Annotated in this window: 5 protein-coding genes; 3 read left to right on the top strand and 2 right to left on the bottom strand. The window is 70.9% G+C overall.

The window, feature by feature from the left end:
• Window positions 1-98: 98 nt before the first annotated feature.
• Together IY392_RS11520 and idi are read left to right on the top strand one after the other, a co-directional pair.
• Window positions 99-1,238 (top strand): acyl-CoA dehydrogenase family protein, encoded by a 1,140-nt coding sequence (locus IY392_RS11520; protein ID WP_194861302.1) that lies wholly within the window; start codon window positions 99-101, stop codon window positions 1,236-1,238.
• A gap of 44 nt (window positions 1,239-1,282) precedes the next feature.
• Entirely contained in the window at window positions 1,283-1,837 is a 555-nt protein-coding gene (gene idi, locus IY392_RS11515) for an isopentenyl-diphosphate Delta-isomerase (RefSeq protein ID WP_194861301.1), read from the top strand.
• A 10-nt stretch (window positions 1,838-1,847) separates the two neighbouring features.
• Here the strand turns inward: idi and purD are convergent, their stop codons facing one another.
• Together purD and IY392_RS11505 are read right to left on the bottom strand one after the other, a co-directional pair.
• On the bottom strand, window positions 1,848-3,104 hold the full coding sequence (purD, locus tag IY392_RS11510; protein ID WP_194861300.1) for a phosphoribosylamine--glycine ligase: 1,257 nt from the start codon (window positions 3,102-3,104) through the stop codon (window positions 1,848-1,850).
• A gap of 101 nt (window positions 3,105-3,205) precedes the next feature.
• Window positions 3,206-3,910 carry a WHG domain-containing protein gene (locus IY392_RS11505; protein WP_194861299.1) on the bottom strand — a complete coding sequence of 235 codons (705 nt, stop codon included), beginning with the start codon at window positions 3,908-3,910 and terminating at the stop codon, window positions 3,206-3,208.
• 128 nt (window positions 3,911-4,038) lie between these two features.
• Here IY392_RS11505 and IY392_RS11500 point away from each other — a divergent pair.
• A partial coding sequence (locus IY392_RS11500) for an HIT family protein (RefSeq protein ID WP_194861298.1) occupies window positions 4,039-4,457 on the top strand: 419 nt, incomplete at its 3' end.

The raw sequence follows: 4,457 nt of genomic DNA, 5'->3' as shown, positions 1-4,457 counted from the left end.
CGAACCCGCCCCATCAGCGGACCTGAACTGGCGTGTTACTGACCCACGCTCCTAGCGAGACCAGCCGACGATTCCCTCAGTGACCCGGAAGGACCCCCATGGCCGTCGACCGACTGCTCCCCAGCGATGAGGCGTACGAACTCATCGACATGACCCGCTCGGTCGCCGACAAGCTGCTCGACCCCATCGCGGCCGAGCACGAGCGGAATCACACCTACCCCGAGGGCCTGTTCGCGCAGCTCGGCGACGTAGGACTCCTGGGGCTGCCCTACCCGGAGGAGTTCGGCGGCGGCGAGCAGCCGTACGAGGTCTACCTGCAGGTTCTGGAGGAATTGGGCGCCCGCTGGGCGGCCGTCGCCGTAGCGACCAGCGTGCACGGACTGTCATGCTTCCCGCTGGCCACCGCCGGCACCGACCAGCAGAAGGCCGACTGGCTCCCCGATCTGCTCGCCGGCGAGCAGATCGGTGCGTACTCGCTCTCCGAACCACAGGCCGGATCCGACGCCGCGGCGCTTCGGTGCCGCGCCGTGCGGGAAGGTGACGAGTTCGTGGTCACCGGCACGAAGTCCTGGATCACCCACGGCGGGATCGCCGATGTGTACAACACCTTCGTCCGAACCGGCGAGGGGTCCCGCGGGATCTCGTGCCTGCTCGTGCCCCGGGACACGGAGAATCTGACGTTCGGCACACCTGAGGACAAGATGGGCCTCAACGGCGTCCCCACCACCACCGCCGCCTACGAGGGCGCCCGCGTCGACGCCACCCGTCTGCTCGGTGCCGAGGGCGACGGATTGCGGATCGCGTTCTCCGCTCTGGACTCCGGCAGGCTCGGGATCGCCGCGGTGGCCACCGGCATCGCGCAGCGGGCGCTGGATGACGCGGTCGCCTACGCGAATGAGCGCGAGGCGTTCGGCAAGACCATCATCGGCCACCAGGGGCTGGGCTTCCTGCTGGCGGACATGGCCGCGGCCGTCGCCTCCGCCCGGGCCACCTACCTCGACGCCGCCCGACGGAAGGACGCCGGCCGGCCCTACTCCCGCGAGGCCTCGATAGCCAAGCTCACCGCCACCGATGCGGCGATGCAGGTCACGACGGACGCCGTCCAGGTGCTCGGCGGCGTCGGATACACCCGGGAGTTCCCCGTGGAGCGGTACATGCGCGAGGCCAAGATCACCCAGATCTTCGAGGGCACCAACCAGATCCAGCGACTGGTGATCGCCCGCGACCTCGCCGGCTGAGACCCCGGGGGCCCTTCACCCCGTGAGCACCTAGAGTTGGCCGTATGCCCTCGCTCCCCCGGTCCTCCAGTTCCGCAACCACCGAGTACGTGGTACTCCTCTCGGAGGACGGCCACCCCATCGGCACCGCGGACAAGGCCACCGTCCACACGACGGACACCCCGCTGCACCTCGCGTTCTCGTGCCACGTGATCGACGCGGAGGGCCGCGTCCTACTGACCCGGCGCGCACTCGACAAGCGCGCCTGGCCCGGCGTGTGGACCAACTCGTTCTGCGGCCACCCCGGTCCGGGCGAGGACCCGGCCGAGGCGATCATGCGACGGGCGGAACAGGAACTGGGTACCCGGGTGGACGGGATCGAACGCGCCCTGCCGGACTTCCGGTATCGCGCGGTCGACGACTCCGGCATCGTGGAGAACGAGATCTGTCCGGTGTACACCGCCCGTATCCGCGCCGACCTGGATCCACGGGCGGACGAGGTCTGCGCCTACCACTGGGCCCGGCCCGAAGACGTCAGGACCGCCGTCGACGCCACTCCGTTCGCGTTCAGCCCCTGGCTGGTGGAGCAGGCTCCACAGATGGCCCTCTACGCCCGGTGAGCGTCGGGGGTCACATCGGGATGCTGATGCGCCCCTCCTCGGCCGCCAGGCCGATGTCACGACGGAAGTGGCCGCCGCCCAGCTCGACGCCGTCGAGGATCCGGTAGGCCTCCGCCCGCGCGGCGGTCAGGTCGGATCCCGTGCCGACGACGGACAGGACCCGCCCCCCGGCGGAGACCAGTCGCCCGTCCGCGTCCCGGGCCGTGCCGGCATGGAAGACCCCCGGCTGTTCGGCGCCCTCGATGACGTCCCCACGGCGCGGCGCGGACGGGTAGTTCTCCGCGGCCAGGACGACGGTCACGGCGGCACCGTCGCGCCACACCAGCGGCGGCAGTTCCGCGAGACGCCCCGTGGCCACCGAGTTCAGGACCTCCCCCAGTGGCGACTCCAACAGCGCCAGGACCGCCTGCGTCTCGGGATCACCGAAGCGACAGTTGAACTCCACCACCTCGGGACCCGAGGCGGTGATGGCCAACCCCGCGTACAGGAGGCCGGAGAACCCACACCCCCGCGACACCATCTCGCGGGCGACGGGCTCACAGACCTCCGAGACGATGCGATCGACCATCCCCGGCGGCAACCACGGCAGGGGCGTGTACGCACCCATCCCGCCGGTGTTCGGACCGCGGTCCCCCTCACCGACCCGCTTGTGATCCTGAGCGGGCAGGAGCGGCACGACCGTCTCCCCGTCCACCAGGCAGAACAGCGAGACCTCGGGGCCGTCGAGGAACGACTCGAGAAGCACCGGGTGGCCGTCGTCCAGGCAGGCGAGCGCGTGGGCGTGCGCGGCGGCACGATCGCCGGTGACCACCACACCCTTACCGGCCGCCAGGCCGTCGTCCTTGACCACCCAGGTGGGCCCGAAACGGTCCAGCGCCTCGTCGAGGTCGGCGGGCGAGTCGACGACCTCGGCGCGCGCCGTCCGCACCCCGGCCGCGGCCATGACGTCCTTGGCGAAGGCCTTGGAACCCTCGATCCGGGCGGCGTCGGACGACGGGCCGAACACCGGGATGCCGGCTGAGCGCAGGGCGTCACCCACCCCTGCCACCAGCGGGACCTCCGGGCCGATCACGACGAGGTCCACCTCGAGTCGGCGGGCCAGCGCGGTGACGGCCGCGGGATCCGTCACCGCGGTGTCGTGGCACGTGGCCTGCACCATGCCGGGGTTGCCGGGCGCGGCGTGGAGCTCCGTCACCGCGGGATCCGCGGCGAGGGCGACGAGCAGGGCGTGCTCACGGGCACCGGAACCGATCACGAGAATGCGCACAGCGACCACAATAGTCGCGCCCCCGGCCCGACGTGACTCCGCCCGAGGTGACCGGGTTCGGCCTGGGAGGCGGGTCGCTATACCGGCGTGTCGGATCGACCTCAGACCGGCAGGTCGGTCGCGATCCCCTCCGGCAACGCGGCCCCGTCCCGAAGTGCCAGCCCCTCCGGTGTGAGCATGTCCGTCATGCAGAGGTCGAGCGTCCGCGCCGTCGCGTGGTCCGCCTCGGTGGTCCGCATCGGCTCGAGGCCGAACATCGCGTGCGAACACAGCCCGTCGATTCCCGCCCACAGGACCCTCTGGTCCCTGACCCGGGTACCCGGGCGGAAGACTCCCGCGGCGATCCCGCGGTCGACGATCTGCTGCAGGATCTCGACGACGTCCCCGGCGGCGAAGGCGACGGTCGCCGACGAGCCGAGCGTCTCCACCATCATCCTCGCCCAGGCGGGTTCCGCGACGGCGAACTCCACGATCGCGATGGCCGCGTTCCGCAGGTCGGTGTAGGCCGCGAGCCCCGGGGCGGAGTCCGCGCCGGCGACCGCGGGCAGGCTCATACGTTCGGCCATCGCCGCGAACCCCCGGGCCGAGACCTCCTCCACCAGCTGCTGTCGATTGGTGAAGTGTCGGTAGGCGGCGGTGGCGGACACGCCGATGATGGGGGCGATCTCCCGCAGAACGATCACCTTCTCCCCCGAGGACCGCGCCCGTGAGATGGCCTCGTTGATGATGGCGTTGCGCAGGTCACCGTGGTGGTAGGACTTCTTCTTCACGGAATCGTCTGCAGTGGCTGCCGACACCTCGATCATCTGCCCGTCCCTTCGCCATCCTCCAAGGGCCCTTCGCCGCTCGTCGCGCGGGTGGCCTACCCGCCATTACACCACGAGAAGGCGCACGGGAGCCGCAACCGGCCGCCGCGGATACGTAGGCTGGGGCCATGACCACGGTATTCAGCAAGATCATCGCCGGCGAGTTGCCCGGGAGGTTCGTCTGGGAGGACCCCGAGGTGGTCGCCTTCCTCACGATCGCGCCCGTCGCGCCGGGCCACACCCTCGTCGTCCCGAGGCAGGAGGTCGACCGCTGGACCGACCTGGAGCCAGGATTGCTCACGAGGCTCAACGAGGTCGCGCAGGCGGTCGGCAAGGCTGTCGTGGGGGGCTTCGGGGCGTCGCGTGCCGGGTACCTCATCGCGGGGTTCGAGGTGCCGCACACGCATGTCCACGTCTTCCCCGCCGAGGACATGTCCGTCTTCGACCTGTCGCGGGCGGATCCCGACACCCCGGCGGAGGTCTCGGACGCGGCGGCCGCCACGATCCGTCGCGCGCTGCGCGACCTCGGTCACGGAGAGTTCGTACC

Origin of the sequence: Dietzia sp. SYD-A1 (assembly GCF_015356725.1) — a bacterium.
Taxonomy (GTDB): Bacteria; Actinomycetota; Actinomycetes; order Mycobacteriales; family Mycobacteriaceae; genus Dietzia.
This window is presented reverse-complemented; position numbering and strand designations above follow the sequence as displayed.

Bases quoted from the DNA above. Each gene is read 5' to 3' on its own strand.
- IY392_RS11520 (WP_194861302.1), top strand. From the start codon at position 99: ATGGCCGTCGACCGACTGCTCCCCAGCGATGAGGCGTACGAACTCATC.
- idi (WP_194861301.1), top strand. From the start codon at position 1,283: ATGCCCTCGCTCCCCCGGTCCTCCAGTTCCGCAACCACCGAGTACGTG.
- IY392_RS11505 (WP_194861299.1), bottom strand. From the start codon at position 3,910: ATGATCGAGGTGTCGGCAGCCACTGCAGACGATTCCGTGAAGAAGAAG.